Here is a 17,071-nt window from a genome sequence, read left to right as displayed (position 1 = left end):
GACCACCTGTCACTCTTGATTGAATATCTGACACGACGATATCGTGGATATGATATCGATACAATCTGGCTTCACGCTCGGCGACGCGTTGTTCTTCGTGCCGTTCGTCCTCCTCGGAGTCGCCATCCTCGTCTTCGGGGGCGTGGTGGTCTACTTCGAACACAAAAAGGAGATGGCCCTCATCGAGAGCGGCCAGTACGCCGACGCGAACACGGACTCCAGAGCGTGGATTCTCGGCGGCGGTCTGCTGGTCCTCGCACTCGGCCTCGGAAGCGTCGTCTCGGCGTTCCTCTCTGGCGGTGCGGTTGGCGACGGCGTCTCCGCCGTCTTCGTCGGCCTCGCGGCGCTCGCGTACTACTTCTACAAGCGCCGGGTCGTGGCGGCGACGACTGCATGAAAATCTGATTTTGGCCGGTTCAGTCGTTGGTCGGTTCAGTCGTTGTCGATTCAGCCTTTGATGTTGCAGACGGGGAACGTCCGCGCAACCTTGTCACCGATGCCTAACTCGTCGGAGACGCGAACGACTTCGTCCACGTCTTTGTAGACGCCGGGGGCCTCTTCGGCAACCGTCGCACCCGACTGCGCTTTCACGTAGATTTTCTCTTGCTCGCGGAGTTCTTCTCGGACCGTCTCGCCCCAGTACTCCTGTTTCGCCTTCGTCCGACTCATCAACCGCCCGGCACCGTGGGCGGTCGACCCGAACGTGAGGGTAAGAGACTCGTCGCCGCCGCGGAGGACGTAGCTTCCTGCGCCCATACTGCCGGGGATGATGACCGGTTGGCCAACGTCGGCGTACGCAGGCGGGAGTTCGGGGCGACCGGCGGGGAACGCACGGGTCGCGCCTTTCCGGTGGACGTAGAGTTCGCGCTCTTCGCCATCGACGGTGTGGACCTCTTTCTTGGCGATGTTGTGCGCCACGTCGTAGAGCAGACGCATCTCCATGTCGCGCCAGTCGCGGTCGAACACGTCGGCGAACACCTCGCGCGTCCTGTGCATGATGAGTTGGCGGTTCACCCACGCGAAGTTGATGGCGGCACACATCGCGCCGTAGTACTCCTCGGCGAGTTCGGACCCGGCGGGTGCGGCGGCGAGTTCCTTGTCAGGGAGTTCGTCGAGCAGGTCCTTGTGTTCCTTCTCGATACGACGGAGGTAGTCCGTGCAGGTCTGGTGGCCCAGTCCGCGAGAGCCACAGTGGATGAGGACGACGATTTGGTCGGCTTCGAGGCCGAACTTCTCGGCGACGTCGTCGCGGTAGATGTCGGTGACGCGCTGGACTTCGAGGAAGTGGTTCCCGGAGCCGAGACTGCCAATCTGGTTCCGACCACGGTCTTTCGCCTTCTGGGAGACGAACTCCGGGCGTGCGTCGTCGCGGAAGCCTTCGTCCTCGCAGTGTGCCAGATCGTCTTCCGTCGCGTAGCCTTCGTCGAGTGCCCACTGCATCCCGCGTTCGAGGATGTCGTCGATAGTCTCTGCGTCGCCCTTCACGACACCGCCTCCGCCGAGGCCAGAGGGGATGGCCTCGAACAGCGCGTTGACGAGTTCTTCTTCCTTGCCCTGCAGGTCCTCGTACGTGAGATTCGTCGTCATCATCCGGACGCCGCAGTTGATGTCGTAGCCGACCGCTCCGGGTGAGATACAGCCATCAACGGTGTCAGTTGCGCCCACGCCCCCGACGGGGAACCCGTAGCCCTGGTGGCCGTCAGGCATGCAGATTGCATGGTTTGCGATGCCCGGCAGATGCGTCGCGTTCCGCAGTTGTTCGAGCGTCTTGTCCTGCCCAATCTGTTCGAGGAGCGCCTCGGACGCTAAAACCCGCGCAGGGGCGTTCATCTCGCCGGTCTGGGGGATCTCCCAGACGAACTCGCGAACGCGTCGCAGTTCGATATCTCCGAACTCGCGTGTAGTCATAGGTAACAGTTCGAGACGGCGATTCAATAGGATTCCGTCACGCGTTCAGCTCGACGACCGTGTCACACGTCGAAGACGACGTACGACTCCCACCCGTCGTCAGTTGGGTCGAGTCGCATCTCTGAGTAGGTGACTGCCTTCACGTCGCGAGCGTTCACGTCGTCGAATGGGACGCCGCGCGCCGACGCCTCGACGACCCACTCGTCGCCATCCTGTCGAACAGCTGCTTCGTGTTCGACGGGGAGCACGCCGCGAACGTCGCGTTCGTAGATGAGCTGGTCGAGGTAGTCGAACAGCGTCGCTTCGAGACTTTCTGCACGAACAGCGAACGAAAACCGCTCGCCAGTCTCGGGTATCTCGTCGCACATCGCCGCAGTGAGTCCGTCGGCGACGGCGGCGAAGACCCCGCCAAGTGTCGGGGCATCTGCCTCGACGGCCACGTCGGCGGTGTGCTCACGAAGTGTAAATCCCATATGCATTCGTGTGTGGCCATCTATCCTCGTCCTTTCGGTCGGCCACCGTGACCCAAGAGTGGTCCTGACGGACGGTGGAGTTATATTCTCGCTCCGGTTACCACGGACTGTGAGCGTCAACGTGGAGATGCGGGTCGACGGTCCCGGTGAGACCGAATACGCCGAAGCGGCGTGGGCCCTCAAAGAGAACATCCGGGTCAACGAGGGCCTCCTGAAACAGCGCCGGGGCTTTTTCATGGACGCCTATCGCCGTTCGACGACGTATCTCCTCATCGAGAACGAGACGCTCATCGCCTTCGCGTCGACTCGACGCGACGGCTACATCCTCTTTCTGGCAGTCGCCCCCGAGGCCCGCGGCGAAGGCCACGGGAAACATCTCGTCGCCGAGGTCGCACGAGAACATCCCGTCGTGACGTGCCACGCTCGAACGACGAATCAGAACGCCCTCGACTTCTACGAATCGATGGGATTCGAGATTCAGCGTCGTATCGAGAACTACTACGAAGACGGCGGCGCGTCGTACTATCTCCGACTCGGTGAAGAGGCAGGCCTCAGAGAACGCCTCTCGGAATTCTTACTCGGCTGAACGTCGATTCGGTACGTACCGTCCGCTACGACACCACGACCAGCGGTTCTGTCTCGAATCGTGCTTCCGGGGTCATATCCTCAATTTTTATTCGGTCCGTAGTAGTAGGGCCGTGTATGTACATCGGAGTGCTCACTGTCCCACTCGGAAACGAATCGCTCGACGACGCGCTCGACTACCTGTCGGGAATCGGTGTCGACGGCGTCGAACTCGGTGTCGGTGGCTGGCCCGGCGAAGACCACGTCGACCGAACAGCTGTCCTCGACGACGACGACGCGCAGGCCGACTTGCTCGCCGCCGTCGAAGAACGGGATATGCGGATTAGCGCGCTGGCGACGCACAACAATCCGCTTCACCCGGACGAAGCGACTGCCGCCGAGGCGGACACGGAACTCCGCGAAGCCATCGAACTCGCCGACGCACTCGACGTGAACACCGTCACCTGTTTCTCTGGACTGCCAGCAGGCGGCCCGAACGACGAGGTGCCGAACTGGATTACGGCCCCGTGGCCGACCGAACACGCCGACGCTCACGACTACCAGTGGGAAGTCGCCGTCGACTACTGGAGTGACCTCGCCGCGTTCGCAGACGACCACGGCGTCGACATCGCCATCGAGATGCACCCGAACATGCTCGTCTACGAACCGACTGGCATGATGCGCCTCCGTGAGGCCACGAACGAACGCATCGGCGCGAACTTCGACCCGTCGCACCTCTACTGGCAGGATATCGACATCACCGAAGCCATCCGCTTCCTCGGCGAACAGGACGCTATCCACCACTTCCACGCCAAGGACACGAAGGTGTACGACCACCACGCGAAGGTCAAAGGCGTCCTCGACACCACCTCCTACGCCGACACGGCCGACCGCTCGTGGCTCTTCCGCTCTATCGGCTACGGCCACGGCGAAGAACACTGGAAAGACGTGATCTCGACGCTCCGAATGGTCGGCTACGAAGGCGCACTCTCCATCGAACACGAAGACGCGCTCACCTCTTCGAACGAGGGACTAGAGAAAGCTGTCGACGTGCTCTCACGCGCCGTCTTCGAGACACAACCCGGCGACGCCTACTGGGCGGAGTGATTCTGAATGAGTGACAAACTTTCCGTCGGCGTCCTCGGCTACCGCTTCATGGGCAAGGCCCACTCCAACGCGTTGGCCCGCCTCCCGATGTTCTTCCCCGAGGCACCCGACGTCGAACGCACGGTCATCGTCGGCCGCGACGAGGACGCTCTCGCCGACGCCGCCGACCGATTCGGATTCGAATCGACTGCGACCGACTGGCGCGACGTCGTCGACGACGTGGACGTGTTCTACAACCTCGGTCCGAACCACCTCCACGCCGAACCCTCTATCGCGGCGCTCGAAGCGGGTGCACACGTCTTCTGTGAGAAACCGCTCGCACCAACGCTCGACGAAGCAGAAGCGATGCGCGACGCCGCCCGCGACGCAGATGGCGTGGCCGGCTGCGCGTTCAACTATCGCTTCGTCCCGGCAATCCAGTACGCGAAGGGTCTCATCGAAGACGGCGAACTCGGAGAGATTCACCACGTCCGCGGTCGCTACCTCCAGGATTGGCTGGTCGACCCCGAAGCGCCGTGGGCGTGGCGCATGGACAAGGACCTCGCCGGGTCCGGCGCACTCGGTGACCTCGGCGCACACACGATAGACCTCGCACGATTCCTCGTGGGGAACACCGCCGGCGACATCGAACGCGTCTCGGGCCACCTTCAGACGTTCGTCGAGGAACGCCCCGTCCCCGGCACGGACGAGTACAAGCCAGTCACCGTCGACGACGCCTACACCGCACAGGCCGAGTTCGAACACGGTGCTATCGGGTCGTTCGAAGCCTCACGCTTCGCCAACGGACACAAGAACGACCACACTATCGAGATTCACGGCTCCGAGGGGAGCCTGAAGTTCTCGCTCGAACGACTCAACGAGCTGGAGGTCAAGACGGGCGACAACCGTGGCTACGAGACGGTTCTTGTGACGGACGAATCCGACCCGTACATCGACCACTGGTGGCCACCGGGGCACGTCATCGGGTGGGAACACACGTTCGTCCACGAGAACTATGAGTTCCTGACGGCCGTCGCAGAGCGCCGCTCTGCGGGCAGCCAGACGGCGTCCGGCGAGGTCGCTGAGGACGGCGAGTTCCACCCGTCGTTCGACGATGCCTACGAGGTCCAGCAGGTACTCGATGCCATCGAACGCTCAGACGCGTCCGGCGAGTGGGTGAGTCTCGAATAGGCTGGTGGGTGAGTCTCGACTAAGTTGAGTGCAAAACAGGAAACCCAATTTTTCGCCGTTCAGGAGAATCGAACGCCGCGTTAGAACGTGACGACGCCTTCGTCGGTGATGACCTGGTCGATGAGTTCGACCGGCGTCGCGTCGTAGGCAGGATTCTCCAACTTGATGCCTTCGACGGGTTCGAGCATGACTTCGCTCGGTGAGCGAATTTCGTTTTCGAACCGGAAGCCGCTGTCGACGATTTTTGCGCTCGACCCGACGACGGTGACCGGGACACCGAGTCGGTCGGCCGTCACGGCGAGCGGGAACGTTCCGACGCGGTTGTAGAGCGTCTCGTCGACGATGCAGTCCATGCCGATGATGACTCGGTCGCACTCGCCGAGGAACATGCCCGAGGCACCGTCGACCATCAGGTGTGGTTCGACGCCGTCGATAGCCGCGAGTTCGCGGGCGAACTTCCGGCCGAGGAATCGCGGACGCGCTTCCGTGACGTAGGCGGTCAGTTCAGCACCGCCAGAGACGGCGAGTTCGACTGCTTCCATCACCGTCGACGAGTAGTCGTGCGTGAGGAAGGTGTCGCCGTCTTCGAGGGCTCCTGCTGCGTTCTTTGCAGCGCGCCGCTTGCCCATCTCGACGCTCTCGACCACGCGGTCGATGGTGTCGAGCGTGAGTTCGCGTGCGTCTTCGAAGGTATCCGCCTCGCCCTGGACCGACTGGAGAACGTCCTGTAACGCGTTGTAGAGAGACGCGTGCGATGGGTTCGCGCGCTTGAGGGCCCTGACGTTCCGTTCGAGGTCCCGTTCGAACTCTTCGACGGTCGCGTACTCTCGCTCCGTCAGTTCCGCGAGCGCCCGTGTTGCCTTGACGGCGACGACCGAGGAGCTGTGTGTCTGCATCTCACGAATCTCCTCGATGGTCTCGTCTATCATACGAGAACGTCGCCGTATCGTGTGAAAGAGTTTCCGGCACTGCCGCCGAGGTGTCAGTTCTCAGGGTCTGCGCTGGGGCCAGCTCCACCGTCACCAGCGCCGGTCCGCTTGGCGTAGACGTACAGGACGATGGCGGTCACGAACCAGATGACTGCACCGACGCGGATGGCGAACGCCGCGCGAGCGCTCCACGTCGGCAGCGTGGCGTTCAACGAGAGCAGCGCCACGATGGGTGACCCGACGAGAATCGTCGTGACGAAGGTCATCTGCATGACCCATCCAAAGTCGACACCCTCCGGATTCGTACGTTCGACTGGTTGCACGAGTAGAGCTATTCGGGCGGGGGCTAATGCGTGCCGGTTCAGCACGGACCGGACCCGTCGGGCTCCGATTCGACACGAGGACATCGGCAAACCACGAGTCGTCCAATCACGTCGCCGAAGAGTGATACTCATAACCCAGACGGGCGAAGACAGTGCATGGTCACGGTACGGTCCCTTCGAACGAAGGCCGGCACAGAACCAATCACGATGCTCACGGCGTACGACGCGCCGACGGCGCGCATCGTCGACGAAGCGGGTATCGATATCATCCTCGTGGGGGACAGCGTCGGAAACACGTCACTGGGGTACGATTCGACGCTTCCGGTGACAGTCGACGAGATGGTGAGTCGGACGGCGGCGGTGCGGCGGGCGACGACTGACGCACTCGTCGTTGCCGACATGCCGTTTCTCTCGTTCGGCGTGGACGACGCATCGAGTATCGAAAACTGTGGCCGAATGCTCAAAGAGGCGGACGCGGACGCTGTCAAGTTAGAAAGCGGCCCGCACACCGTCGAGTTGACCGAACGCCTCGTCCAGCTCGGCATCCCCGTGATGGCGCATCTGGGCTTGACGCCACAGCGCGTCAAGGAAGTCGGCTACAGCAGACAGGGCGCCGACCGTGACAGCGCCCGCGAGATTCTCGAACTGGCGAAGGCTCACGCAGATGCAGGGGCATTCTCGCTCGTCTTAGAGCACGTCCCGGCGAACGTCGCAAAACAGGTGACTGAGGCGATCGACATCCCGACGATTGGCATCGGTGCGGGCCCAGACTGTGACGGACAGGTGCTCGTCGTGGACGATGTCATCGGAATGAGCGAGCGCGTCCCACCCTTTGCCGCCCAGTTCGGCGACGTAAAATCGGAGATGCAGAAGGCAGTGCGGGCGTACCGAGATGCCGTCGAGTCCGGAACGTTCCCGGCCGACGAACACAGTCACGTCGAAGACGAGTTGGACGAACTCTACTGAGCGAGTCAACTGAGCGCCAATTGCGGTTCGATTAGACGCGTCGGTCAAGGAACGATTTGAGTGCCCCGTTGAACGCGTCTGGTTGTTCTAACATCGCGAGGTGAGCGGCGTCTGCGACCGTCGCCAACTCGCAGTTTGGCATCTCGTCGGCGAGATATTCGTGATACGACGGCGGTGTCAATCGGTCGTACTCGCCGACGAGAGCCAGTGTTGGGACGGTGATTTCAGAAACTTCGTCGCGAACGTCGAACGTGTGGCAGGTGCCGAAATCCCGACTGGTGACGGCCTGTCCGGCGTCGTACATCGCCGCCTTCGAGGCGTCGAGTAATCGCTCGTCGTCGCTGTGGAACAGTTTGTCTTCACCGTGAAGAAACGAGACGGCGCGTTCGAAGTCGTCGTCGAGCCAGTTCAGTAGGTCGTCGAGGACGGCGAGTTTCGCGCCGGTTCCTGCGAGAACGAGTGCGTCGAGGCCGAGGTCACGTTCCAGAGCGAGCGTCATGACGACGGCACCGCCCAGTGAGTTGCCGACGAGGACGCTCGCGTCGATCTCTTCGGTGACGGCCACGACGTCGTCAACGTACGCCGAGAGCGCCTCGTAGCCAGTCTCGGCGTCGACGTCGTCGCTGTCACCGTGTCCACTCAGGTCCAGCGCGGCGACAGGGTAGTCGCTGGCGAGACGGAACTGTCCGCGCCATGCAGCGTGTGACCCGCCGCTCCCGTGGACACACAGTATCGTGGGTCCCTCCCCGCCCGCGTCGCGAAGTCGATAGCTCGTCGTCCGCCCATGGTGGTCTACCGTAGCCGCGTCCATACCACGAAATTCGTCGTGGCGAGTGAATAAACCCCTACGACACGTCCGGCGGTCGGTGTGGATAGATGGCAACGTGGCCACTAGTTTGACGTTGCTACCCAGCAAACGATATGGCGAGGTGTGAGGAGTGTGAAATGGGGTGAGATAGGTGTGAACCGCAAAACAACCATTTGTGGTGCAACACCTCGTCGTCACCCGATTCACTGCCGCAAGGTTTAAATAGTCCGGTCGCTAACCTTGGGTTATAGTTATCATGAGCATGCAGCAATTCGCCGGTGGAAACGAGCGCTTCATTCGCCGGTACGAATACGAAGACAGCTGGGTCGTTGCTGCCGATATCGGCCTCTCGGACGACCAGATCGACGTCGATATCGTCGGTTCGACAGCTATCGTCGTAGCCGACACCGGTGAGCACATGACCGAGACTGAGTTCGAACTCCCAGTCGGTGGAGACGCCGACGTGTTCGTGAACAACGGCGTGCTCACCATCACCATCCAGAAATAAATGAGACTTACTGTCAAACCACTGAAACAGAAGGACGCCGGCCGAGGACTCGCTGCCATCGACCGTGCTGCGGTGGCCGAACTCGGCCTCGAAGGAGGCGACTTCATCCGCATCGAAGGTCCCAACAACGCGACTGCAATCGCGCGGGTCTGGCCGGGGTACCCCGAAGACCAGGGAACGGGAATCATCCGAATCGATGGCCGACTCCGTCAACAGGCGGGCGTCGGTATCGACGACCGGGTCGAAGTCGAGAAAGCAGACGTAAAGTCCGCAAAACGGGTGACCATCGCACTCCCACAGAACCTCCGTATCGGAGGCAACATCGGGACGTACATCCGCGACAAACTCTCCGGCCAACCCGTCACGAAGGGCCAGAACGTCCAGCTTCCGCTCGGATTCGGCTTCATGAGCGCCTCGAGTCAGTCGGTGCCAATCAAAATCGCATCGACCGACCCCGATGGCACCGTCGTCGTCACCGACAGCACCGAGTTCCAGGTGAGCCAAAAACCAGCAGAGCAGATCAAAGACGCCGCGCCGTCGAGCGGTGACGGCCCGTCTGTCACCTACGAAGATATCGGTGGCCTCGACAAGGAACTCGAACAGGTTCGGGAGATGATCGAACTCCCGATGCGTCACCCTGAACTGTTCAAGCGTCTCGGAATCGAACCGCCGAAAGGCGTGCTTCTGCACGGCCCGCCAGGCACCGGGAAGACGCTCATCGCGAAAGCCGTCGCCAACGAAATCGACGCCGCGTTCCACACCATCTCCGGTCCGGAGATTATGTCGAAGTACTACGGCGAGTCCGAAGAGCAACTCCGTGAAATCTTCGAAGAGGCAGCGGAGAACTCACCTGCCATCGTCTTCATCGACGAAATCGACTCCATCGCTCCCAAGCGGAGTGAGGCAGGCGGAGACGTCGAACGCCGTGTCGTCGCCCAGCTCCTCTCGCTGATGGACGGGTTGGACGAACGCGGTGAACTCGTCGTCATCGGCGCGACCAACCGTGTGGACGCAATCGACACCGCGCTCCGCCGTGGTGGCCGGTTCGACCGCGAAATCGAGATTGGTGTCCCGGACCGCGACGGACGCAAGGAGATTCTCCAGGTCCACACGCGGAACATGCCACTGGCAGACGGCATCGACCTCGACGAGTACGCAGACAACACCCACGGCTTCGTCGGTGCCGACCTCGAATCCCTCGCCAAGGAGTCTGCGATGCACGCCCTGCGCCGCATCCGCCCGCAACTCGACTTAGAGGCGGAGGAAATCGACGCCGAAATCCTCGAAAACCTCCGCGTCACCGAGGACGACTTCAAACAGGCGCGCAAGAGCATCGAACCGTCGGCGCTCCGCGAGGTGTTCGTCGAAGTCCCCGACGTGACGTGGACCGACGTCGGCGGCCTCGAAGCGACCAAAGAGCGCCTCCGCGAGACCATCCAGTGGCCACTCGAATACCCCGAAGTGTTCCAGCAGATGGACATGGACGCCGCCAAAGGCGTCTTGATGTACGGCCCACCGGGGACCGGCAAGACCCTCCTCGCGAAGGCCGTCGCCAACGAAGCGGAGTCGAACTTCATCTCCATCAAGGGACCTGAACTGCTGAACAAGTTCGTCGGCGAGTCCGAAAAGGGCGTCCGCGAAGTGTTCAAGAAAGCGCGTGAGAACGCCCCGACGGTGGTGTTCTTCGACGAAATCGACTCTATCGCGACCGAACGCGGTCGTGACTCGTCGAGTTCGGGCGTCACCGAACGCGTCGTCTCGCAACTCCTGACCGAGTTGGACGGCCTCGAAGCGCTCGAAGACGTGGTCGTCATCGCGACGACCAACCGCCCGGACCTCATCGACTCGGCGCTCTTGCGCCCGGGCCGACTCGACCGCCACGTCCACGTGCCCGTCCCCGACGAAGAGGCGCGCCGCGCCATCCTCGATGTCCACACGCGTGACAAACCGCTCGCCGACGACGTTGACCTCGACAAGATCGCGTCGCACACCGAGGGGTACGTCGGTGCCGACCTCGAAGCACTCGCCCGCGAAGCGTCGATGAACGCTTCTCGCGAGTTCATCCAGAGCGTGAAGAGAGAAGAAATCCACGAGAGCATCGGCAACGTCCGCGTGACGATGAAACACTTCGAGGACGCTCTCGACGAAAGCACCCCGAGCGTCACCGACGACGTGCGCCGCCGCTACGAAGAAATCGAAGAGCGCTTCCAGAAGAGCGAGGTCGAACGCGACCGCGAGACTGAAATCGGTCGGACGTTCCAGTAAGTCTGGACGCCCATCGTTCGGATTTTTCTGACTGTCGGTCGTCCGTGTGAGTCCACCGGACCGACACGTTCATATGAGTCCTGTCTACTACGTAGTGGTACCCACTTCGAGAGATACTAAATTTTCAACTAGCTACGCGTTTGTTTCACCGGAAATGCGGTGTGTCCCTCACAGTTTGTAAAGATACTACTCGGGGTGGAGTACACAATTTCCGCTGTGCGGGCCACAGGGGAGAACGGGGCTGAAGCGGGTCAGCAGTCGATGACCGAAAATCGCCGCCATGCGGCGGTTTCAGGCGTTTGTCGTCGGGGGCATACGCAGGCGGAGGCCGTCGAGTTTGTTCTCAGCCGTCGGTCATCAGGGACATACTCAGGCGTCGGTCGTCGGGTTTGTTCTCAGCCGTCGATGTCGGCGAGAATCTCTTCGGCGTGGCCGTCTGGAGAGACGCCCTGGTAGACGTGTTCGATTGTGCCCTCTGGACCGACGACGAAGGTGTTGCGGAAGACGCCGTCGAACGTCTTTCCGAACATGTTCTTTTCGCCGTAGGAGTCGTACTTCGTGGATACCGTCCCGTCTTCGTCAGAGAGGAGCGAAAAGGGCAGGTCGTACTTTTCGGCGAACGAGTCGAGGTCCGAGACGGGGTCGTCGCTGATACCGAGAACCGTGATGTCGCGGTCGGTGAACTCGTCCCACGCGTCGCGGAAGCCACACGCCTCTGTCGTACATCCCGGCGTGTCGGCGCGGGGGTAGAAGTAGACGACGACGTGTTCACCGCGGAAGTCTGAAAGCGAGGTCGTGTCGCCGTGCTGGTCTGTGAGTTCGAAGTCGGGAGCGTCGTCTCCGATAGCGAGCATAGCTATCGGTTCGAACGGCGAACTGAAGGATGTTTCCTACTCGAGTTTCTCTGCGGCACCGCGTTCGACGAGTGGGTCCGCATTGGCCGACGGAAGCGTCACGACGTCTTCGCGAGCGAGTTCGTACTCTCGTTCGTCGACGCCGAAGATAGTCCCGACGTCGGCGGTGATGCGAACCGTCTGGCGGTCGTCGGCGAGTCCCGAAAGAGGGTCTTCTTCGTCCGATTCGGGGTTCGAACCGGCACCGTCGGCCGAGGAAGTCGGCGACGGACTGTCGGTGACATCGTCACCGATGACGGTCCGTGCCTCGTCAGTCGACCGGTCGGTGGGAGACGACTCGTCGTCGCGTCCGTCTGTGGCGTCGGTCGAATCCGATGCGGTGTCCGCCCCACCGCCCATCGCGTCGGCGAGAACGTCGCCTGCGGCGTCGGTGGGTGACGGAGATGTAGACGCGTCGGTCTGTGTCTGTCCCGGGTCGGGTTCGTCCGGCGGTATCGCCGGCTCGGTCGACGACGACGACGACGTGGCCATCTCAGATTCAGACTGGTACGGCGACGACGACTCCAGTGTCGTGGGTTCGTCTGTCGTGACGGAGTCTCCCCTAACGTCCGGGTTCACGTTTTCGTCGGCGGCCACGTCTTCGAGCGTCGAGAGCACAGTGGCTCGGTTCTCTTCGATTCGCGTGACGAGGTCCTCGAAGAGACGTTTTTCTTCGTGGGTGAGGCCCTCCGTCGACGAAGACATCCCAGCGGCCGCGAAACTGGCGGCCTTGACGACTTTGCCGACGCGGCGTTCGTAGATGGAGATGACGACTTCTTCGGCAGTCTCGATTTCGTCGGTGAGACGCCGAATCTCCGGGGAGTAGTGGGTGCCGAGTTCCTCGGCTTTCTGATTTCGTATCGCCTTCTGCTGGGCGATGAACTCCGCGACGTCTTCGTAGAACGACTCACGGAGTTGCTGTAAGCTATCTTTCTGTCGCTCCGTCCGCAGCACACTCCTGAGTTCGTCTACGTTCATTCTGTCACCTTCTCTGCTCGACCGCGGGCCATGAGAAACACCCCGAGGCTTTCGCGTACTGACTGCACGCCCGACTCAAGTGTAAAGGTATCGTCATCGAAAGTCACCGTGCCGGGGTCGGTGACCTCGACCGTTATGTCACGGCCACGGAATCGGTCCGGAACGGCGTCGACCAGCGGGTCGAACGATTCGATTTCGTCGCGGTCGAGCGGTTCGACGACGAGACCAGACCCACCGTGGAGGCTCTTCGGAAGCCGAATCAAGCGTTTCGTGTCGGTCGTCACAGGTTCGTCTATCGGCGACGTCTCCTCAGTTATCGTTTCGCGCGCGAGCGCGTTGACGAGCGTTCGTACACCGGGGCCGCCTGCTTCGACGTTCCCCTCACGGATTGCATCGGGGTTGTTCCGGAACGCGCCGAGAATCGTCTTCGCGCGTCCGTCGCCGATGCCGTCGAGTTCCTTCAACCGTTCGAGGGCCGCCGCTTCTTCGAGCTCCATCAGGTCGTCGATGAACGCGAGGAGTCGCCGGTGGGTGCGTTGGCCCCACCCGCCTTCAGTGCGGAGGACGCGTCGCGTCGTCGTCCCGTACTGGCGCGTCTCGATGAGGCCGTCGAAGTCGAGGTCGATGGCGCGGACGTAATCGACGACTTCGCGACGTGCTTCGCTGTCGAGGCCGCGAACCGACTCGTCGCGCACGTGAACGTGGTACCCCCGGCCACCAGAGAAGACGGCCTGCATCTCCTCGAACGCGAAGTCGGTTTCGAGAATATCGAGGAGGTCCAAGAGCGCTCGTTTTCCTGCGTCGAGCATCTCCGCGTAGGGTGTCTCTTCGGGGTCGACACCCGGGAGGTGGTCGGCGTCGATGTCGAAGACGAGGTCCGCCTCGCGCCACTCTTTGTCGTCCATCGACGACGCACCGGGGTTGGCAAATCGGGCCGACGAGAAGTAGACGTGCCGGGGCGCGCTCCGAGCGAGATAGTCACTCAGGTCGCCAAGGTCGAGCAGCGACTGGTGACGGTGCATCCGTGTTCCGCCCGCAGACCACGGGATGACGCCCCACTCCCGTTCGTTCGGTGCAGGGGGGAGCGGGATGTCGGTACTTCGGTAGTAATCACCGAAGCGACCTTCGAGGTACTCGCGTGTGCGCCCATCCATACACCCCGGATTCCAGAGGGGCGAATAAAGCGATTACGCCTCCCGGGCCCCGTGGGCGAGTCTCGCACGTCACATCGGTTCCCGCCACCGACACGTGCTCTCGTCGTCGAATGGGGTCACCACTCCCGTGAATGGCTGAAAACACGGACGAGCGGTCCGATGACACGTGGATATGCTGACATCCACTGAGAAAGCTCACCAGCAACTCCGCGAGCGTACGCGACTGGTTCATAGCGGGGGGAGTTAAGTTTCAGTACGCCAAACATATTCGATATATGTCGGTTCGCTTCGCTAGCCGGGGTTGCGGAGTGACAGGATTACTGACAACCAGTTTACTACAACAGCGGTAGTAGCCGTCACCGAAACTATAAATAATCACTAATTGTAGAGTACAAACTGTAATGGTTGATGCTGACTCTCGCAAGGGCAAGCGGAATGGCGTCTCTCGTCGCAGCTTCGTGAAAGCTGCCGGGGCGTCTGGTGTCGCAGCAGGACTGGCCGGCTGTGTGAGTACAGGCGGCGGCGGTGACGGCAACGGCGGCGGTGACGGCAACGGCGGCGGTGACGGCAACGAAGACACCGACACGCCGATTGACACCGAAGAAACGACCGAAGAGATTACGATTCAGTGGGCTGCCGACACGCGTGTCGGAGACGCGGAATCAGAGGTGCAGCAGGCACTCAGCAATGCTGGCCTCCCGGATAACATCACGGTCGAAATCGTCGCCGGGTCGCAGGTTACGGACAACCGCCAGGCGCAGTACCAGCAGTGGCTGAACGGTGGTCGCGAAGAACCCACGCTCCTGATGATGGACAGCGGGTGGACGGTTCCGTTCATCGCACGGAACCAGTTGCAGAACCTCTCGCAGTCACTCCCGTCGGAGATGATTTCGACTATCGAAGACGAGTACTTCGAAGCCAGTGTGTCGACGGCGAAGGGTTCCAATGGCGACCTGTACGGTCAGCCGCTGTTCCCTGACTTCCCGACGATGCAGTACCGCAAGGACCTGCTTCGGAACGCGGGCTACACCGACGACGACTTCGACACGTGGGCGACCGAGTCCATGTCGTGGGAAGACTTCTCACGAATCACGAAGGAAGCGCTGGATGCAAACTCCGACATCGACAACGGGTACACGTTCCAGGCTGACGTCTACGAGGGACTCTCGTGCTGTGACTTCAACGAGTTCATGACCTCGTGGGGCGGTGCCTACTTCGGTGGCCGCGAGAACCTCTTCGGCCCCATCGGTGACCGACCGGTTACGGTCGACGAAGAACCTGTCCTCAACGCCATCCGAATGGTCCGCACCATGATTCACGGCGAGAACGACGAGCACGCGCTCGACGGTATCACGGGCAACATCGCACCCGAAGCAGTCCTGCAGTGGACCGAAGAAACGTCCCGCAAGCCGTTCACCGATGGAAACGCAGTCATGCACCGCAACTGGCCGTACTCCATCAACATCAACGGTGCCGAAGACGTCTTCGGAGAAGACCTCGGCGTCATGCCGATTCCGTACGGCGTCACCCCCGACGAGGCGATGTACGAGGGCACCGGTGGCCCCGTCGCTGCGCTCGGTGGCTGGCACATGACGATGAACCCGAACGCACCGGACCGAAAGAAGCAGGCGGCAGTTCAGGTTCTCAGAGCGATGCAGGACGAGCAGTTCCAGCTCGACCTCTTCGAGATTATCGGCTGGATTCCACCGCGTCCGTCCCTGCTCGACTCCGACCGTGCACGTGAAGTCCCAGTCATCGGTCGCTACCTCGACGCGCTGAAGGTCGCTGGCAACAACGCGATCCCGCGTCCGGTCACCGTCGTCTGGCCACAGCAGTCCGGGAAGGTCTCTCAAGAGGTCAACAACGCGATGGCCCGAGAGAAGTCGCCCGAACAGGCGATGTCCGACCTCAAGTCGCAACTCGAGCAGATCGAGCAGAGCGCCTCGTAAACTCCGTCTTGGGTAAGACGTAATATCACCCACATTCGTTATCAATTGTCATGGCTACAGAACAACAATCGGGGGAGGCACTGTCTGAGCCTCGACGCTCAGGTCCGTATGCGTCAGCCGTCAACTGGATGGAGACGCTCTCGGAGACGCAGTTCGCGTACTTGCTTCTGACGCCCGCACTCATCCTTTTGGGGGTAATCGCGGTCTACCCGCTGGCGACGACGTTCAGCATGTCGCTGTTCGCAGACCAGCTTACGGGGACCGCACGACTGGGTGAGTTCGTTGGGATTCAGAACTACGTCGACCTGTTCACTGGTGCGCGAGACTTCGCGCTCCCGTCGTCCTTCCTCCCGACGTTCACGACACAGTTCCCGTTCGTAACAGACATCTACTCGAGCGCGTTGATGGTGACGCTCATCTTCACCGTGTTCAGTGTGCTCTTCGAAACACTCATCGGCTTCGGCCAGGCGCTCATCTTGGACCAGGACTTCCGTGGTCGACGATGGGTCCGCGTCGCCATCATCATCCCGTGGGCTGTGCCCATCGTCATTCAGGGGATGATCTGGTTCCTGATGTTCCAACCGAACATCGGATTCCTCGTGGGGACGTCGAGCGACCCCGCCATCATGAACCAACTCGGCCTCATCGGAACGACGCCACTCCGTGACACCGCGGACTCGTTGTTCCTCATCATCGTGGCCGACGTCTGGAAGACGTCAGCGTTCATGGCGCTGCTCATCCTCGCAGGGATGCAGAGTATCGACCGCTCGCTGTACGACGTGGCGAAGGTCGCTGGCGCGTCGCGCTGGCAGCAGTTCAAGCTGATCACCTTCCCACTCATCCTGCCGACGGTGCTGGTCGCGATGCTGTTCCGCACCATCGACGCGATGCGCGTCTACGGTATCATCGAGACGATGGCAGGGTGTCAGACCGTGCCGTCACTCTCGTGTCTGGTCGTCACGACGTTCAACGCACCGCTGTACGGAACCTCGGCGACTGTGGCGTTCATCACCGCCGGCATCATCGCCATCGTGGTCTCCGTCTACATCGTGAACTTCGCCAGTGAGGGAATCTAA

17 protein-coding genes are annotated in these 17,071 nt (G+C 61.5%); 9 read left to right on the top strand and 8 right to left on the bottom strand.

What is annotated here, in order from left to right; genetic code table 11:
* The first annotated feature begins 49 nt into the window (after positions 1 to 49).
* Positions 50 to 397, top strand: a complete 348-nt coding sequence (locus ACK3SC_RS14940; protein ID WP_416841000.1) for a hypothetical protein — start codon at positions 50 to 52, stop codon at positions 395 to 397.
* Between the two features lie 50 nt (positions 398 to 447).
* On the opposite strand, the gene ACK3SC_RS14935 is transcribed toward ACK3SC_RS14940, so the two are convergent.
* Both ACK3SC_RS14935 and ACK3SC_RS14930 read right to left on the bottom strand, forming a co-directional pair.
* Positions 448 to 1,908, bottom strand: coding sequence for an RtcB family protein (locus tag ACK3SC_RS14935; RefSeq protein WP_416840999.1), 1,461 nt, complete (start codon positions 1,906 to 1,908; stop codon positions 448 to 450).
* 62 nt (positions 1,909 to 1,970) lie between these two features.
* Positions 1,971 to 2,381: an archease gene (locus ACK3SC_RS14930; RefSeq protein WP_416840998.1), complete on the bottom strand. Its 411-nt coding sequence runs from the start codon at positions 2,379 to 2,381 to the stop codon at positions 1,971 to 1,973.
* 109 nt (positions 2,382 to 2,490) lie between these two features.
* On the opposite strand from ACK3SC_RS14930, the gene ACK3SC_RS14925 reads away from it, so the two are divergent.
* From ACK3SC_RS14925 to ACK3SC_RS14915, 3 genes are all read left to right on the top strand, one after another.
* Positions 2,491 to 2,967, top strand: a complete 477-nt coding sequence (locus ACK3SC_RS14925) for a GNAT family N-acetyltransferase (RefSeq protein ID WP_416840997.1) — start codon at positions 2,491 to 2,493, stop codon at positions 2,965 to 2,967.
* A 116-nt stretch (positions 2,968 to 3,083) separates the two neighbouring features.
* Positions 3,084 to 4,052 (top strand): sugar phosphate isomerase/epimerase family protein, encoded by a 969-nt coding sequence (locus ACK3SC_RS14920; RefSeq protein ID WP_416840996.1) that lies wholly within the window; start codon positions 3,084 to 3,086, stop codon positions 4,050 to 4,052.
* Between the two features lie 6 nt (positions 4,053 to 4,058).
* Positions 4,059 to 5,222 (top strand): Gfo/Idh/MocA family protein, encoded by a 1,164-nt coding sequence (locus ACK3SC_RS14915; protein ID WP_416840995.1) that lies wholly within the window; start codon positions 4,059 to 4,061, stop codon positions 5,220 to 5,222.
* 80 nt (positions 5,223 to 5,302) lie between these two features.
* Here ACK3SC_RS14915 and ACK3SC_RS14910 read toward each other — a convergent pair whose 3' ends face one another.
* Both ACK3SC_RS14910 and ACK3SC_RS14905 read right to left on the bottom strand, forming a co-directional pair.
* Positions 5,303 to 6,151 (bottom strand): translation initiation factor eIF-2B, encoded by an 849-nt coding sequence (locus tag ACK3SC_RS14910; protein ID WP_416840994.1) that lies wholly within the window; start codon positions 6,149 to 6,151, stop codon positions 5,303 to 5,305.
* A 53-nt stretch (positions 6,152 to 6,204) separates the two neighbouring features.
* On the bottom strand, positions 6,205 to 6,474 hold the full coding sequence (locus ACK3SC_RS14905; RefSeq protein WP_416840993.1) for a DUF5822 domain-containing protein: 270 nt from the start codon (positions 6,472 to 6,474) through the stop codon (positions 6,205 to 6,207).
* A gap of 156 nt (positions 6,475 to 6,630) precedes the next feature.
* On the opposite strand from ACK3SC_RS14905, the gene panB reads away from it, so the two are divergent.
* Positions 6,631 to 7,440: a 3-methyl-2-oxobutanoate hydroxymethyltransferase gene (panB, locus tag ACK3SC_RS14900; protein ID WP_416840992.1), complete on the top strand. Its 810-nt coding sequence runs from the start codon at positions 6,631 to 6,633 to the stop codon at positions 7,438 to 7,440.
* 31 nt (positions 7,441 to 7,471) lie between these two features.
* On the opposite strand, the gene ACK3SC_RS14895 is transcribed toward panB, so the two are convergent.
* A complete protein-coding gene (locus tag ACK3SC_RS14895) occupies positions 7,472 to 8,251 on the bottom strand; it encodes an alpha/beta fold hydrolase (protein WP_416840991.1) in 780 nt (259 codons plus the stop codon).
* Positions 8,252 to 8,504: 253 nt separating this feature from the next.
* Between ACK3SC_RS14895 and ACK3SC_RS14890 the strand changes: the two genes are divergently transcribed.
* Together ACK3SC_RS14890 and ACK3SC_RS14885 are read left to right on the top strand one after the other, a co-directional pair.
* Complete coding sequence (locus ACK3SC_RS14890; RefSeq protein ID WP_416840990.1) at positions 8,505 to 8,756, top strand: Hsp20/alpha crystallin family protein; 252 nt, start codon at positions 8,505 to 8,507, stop codon at positions 8,754 to 8,756.
* Positions 8,757 to 11,021: a CDC48 family AAA ATPase gene (locus tag ACK3SC_RS14885; protein WP_416840988.1), complete on the top strand. Its 2,265-nt coding sequence runs from the start codon at positions 8,757 to 8,759 to the stop codon at positions 11,019 to 11,021.
* Between the two features lie 395 nt (positions 11,022 to 11,416).
* Here ACK3SC_RS14885 and bcp read toward each other — a convergent pair whose 3' ends face one another.
* Genes bcp through priS form a run of 3 tightly spaced genes read right to left on the bottom strand, consistent with a single transcriptional unit; the run spans position 11,417 to position 14,046 of the window.
* Complete coding sequence (bcp, locus tag ACK3SC_RS14880; RefSeq protein WP_416840987.1) at positions 11,417 to 11,875, bottom strand: thioredoxin-dependent thiol peroxidase; 459 nt, start codon at positions 11,873 to 11,875, stop codon at positions 11,417 to 11,419.
* 36 nt (positions 11,876 to 11,911) lie between these two features.
* Positions 11,912 to 12,892, bottom strand: coding sequence for a DNA replication protein (locus ACK3SC_RS14875; RefSeq protein ID WP_416840986.1), 981 nt, complete (start codon positions 12,890 to 12,892; stop codon positions 11,912 to 11,914).
* Positions 12,889 to 14,046, bottom strand: a complete 1,158-nt coding sequence (gene priS / locus ACK3SC_RS14870) for a DNA primase small subunit PriS (RefSeq protein ID WP_416840984.1) — start codon at positions 14,044 to 14,046, stop codon at positions 12,889 to 12,891. Before priS ends, ACK3SC_RS14875 begins: the two co-directional genes overlap by 4 nt.
* 401 nt (positions 14,047 to 14,447) lie before the next feature.
* Between priS and ACK3SC_RS14865 the strand changes: the two genes are divergently transcribed.
* Together ACK3SC_RS14865 and ACK3SC_RS14860 are read left to right on the top strand one after the other, a co-directional pair.
* Entirely contained in the window at positions 14,448 to 15,995 is a 1,548-nt protein-coding gene (locus ACK3SC_RS14865) for an extracellular solute-binding protein (protein ID WP_416840983.1), read from the top strand.
* 128 nt (positions 15,996 to 16,123) lie between these two features.
* Complete coding sequence (locus tag ACK3SC_RS14860) at positions 16,124 to 17,071, top strand: carbohydrate ABC transporter permease (RefSeq protein ID WP_416841239.1); 948 nt, start codon at positions 16,124 to 16,126, stop codon at positions 17,069 to 17,071.

Origin of the sequence: Haloferax sp. DFSO52, from assembly GCF_048158745.1 — an archaeon.
Lineage (GTDB): Archaea > Halobacteriota > Halobacteria > Halobacteriales > Haloferacaceae > Haloferax.
Note: the sequence above shows the minus strand (reverse complement) of the source record. Positions and strands in the feature narration are given on the sequence as shown.

Excerpts from the sequence above, each read along its gene's own strand:
- ACK3SC_RS14860 (WP_416841239.1), top strand. The coding sequence starts at position 16,124 with ATGGAGACGCTCTCGGAGACGCAGTTCGCGTACTTGCTTCTGACGCCC.
- priS (WP_416840984.1), bottom strand. The coding sequence starts at position 14,046 with ATGGATGGGCGCACACGCGAGTACCTCGAAGGTCGCTTCGGTGATTAC.
- ACK3SC_RS14935 (WP_416840999.1), bottom strand. The coding sequence starts at position 1,908 with ATGACTACACGCGAGTTCGGAGATATCGAACTGCGACGCGTTCGCGAG.
- ACK3SC_RS14865 (WP_416840983.1), top strand. The coding sequence starts at position 14,448 with ATGGTTGATGCTGACTCTCGCAAGGGCAAGCGGAATGGCGTCTCTCGT.
- bcp (WP_416840987.1), bottom strand. The coding sequence starts at position 11,875 with ATGCTCGCTATCGGAGACGACGCTCCCGACTTCGAACTCACAGACCAG.
- ACK3SC_RS14890 (WP_416840990.1), top strand. The coding sequence starts at position 8,505 with ATGAGCATGCAGCAATTCGCCGGTGGAAACGAGCGCTTCATTCGCCGG.
- ACK3SC_RS14895 (WP_416840991.1), bottom strand. The coding sequence starts at position 8,251 with ATGGACGCGGCTACGGTAGACCACCATGGGCGGACGACGAGCTATCGA.
- panB (WP_416840992.1), top strand. The coding sequence starts at position 6,631 with ATGGTCACGGTACGGTCCCTTCGAACGAAGGCCGGCACAGAACCAATC.
- ACK3SC_RS14940 (WP_416841000.1), top strand. The coding sequence starts at position 50 with ATGATATCGATACAATCTGGCTTCACGCTCGGCGACGCGTTGTTCTTC.
- ACK3SC_RS14930 (WP_416840998.1), bottom strand. The coding sequence starts at position 2,381 with ATGGGATTTACACTTCGTGAGCACACCGCCGACGTGGCCGTCGAGGCA.
- ACK3SC_RS14910 (WP_416840994.1), bottom strand. The coding sequence starts at position 6,151 with ATGATAGACGAGACCATCGAGGAGATTCGTGAGATGCAGACACACAGC.
- ACK3SC_RS14920 (WP_416840996.1), top strand. The coding sequence starts at position 3,084 with ATGTACATCGGAGTGCTCACTGTCCCACTCGGAAACGAATCGCTCGAC.
- ACK3SC_RS14915 (WP_416840995.1), top strand. The coding sequence starts at position 4,059 with ATGAGTGACAAACTTTCCGTCGGCGTCCTCGGCTACCGCTTCATGGGC.
- ACK3SC_RS14875 (WP_416840986.1), bottom strand. The coding sequence starts at position 12,892 with ATGAACGTAGACGAACTCAGGAGTGTGCTGCGGACGGAGCGACAGAAA.
- ACK3SC_RS14885 (WP_416840988.1), top strand. The coding sequence starts at position 8,757 with ATGAGACTTACTGTCAAACCACTGAAACAGAAGGACGCCGGCCGAGGA.